This is a genomic window from Pseudoalteromonas sp. S3178, assembly GCF_005886985.1.
GTDB classification, from domain to species: domain Bacteria; phylum Pseudomonadota; class Gammaproteobacteria; order Enterobacterales; family Alteromonadaceae; genus Pseudoalteromonas; species Pseudoalteromonas carrageenovora.
Map to the genome: position 1 here is coordinate 1 of NZ_PNCW01000429.1, position 356 is coordinate 356.

Consider the following 356-nt stretch of genomic DNA (forward strand, 5'->3'; position numbering starts at 1 on the left):
CAAGGTTGGATGTATGTTGATGAATCAAGCAATGGCGCTACCAGAGGGTTTTATCAAGCTGGCAACTGGCTAAAACTACACAATCGCAACTTTAAGGTCTCAGTTGGTTCAGTGGAGTTTTCATTTAACCCGAGCAAGTTAGATTGTACGCAAGGCATGACTTTCAACTTAACAGTGGGTGAAGACAGCGTCGCAGCGTTTAAACCAAACTGTGATGACTTGCTGAATGCGTCTGTCACTTACCCAGTAGAATACTATTTTGATTTAATTCCCGACGTTGTTAAACCCAAAGTAGAGGTTCCGCTTGATCCACTAGGATTACTAAAGCTAGGCGTTAAATTTGGAGCAGGCATTGA

General features: G+C 42.7%; 1 pseudogene. It reads left to right on the forward strand.

The features are described from left to right. A pseudogene (locus CWC11_RS21605) lies at nucleotides 1–356 on the forward strand (hypothetical protein); the annotation flags it as partial.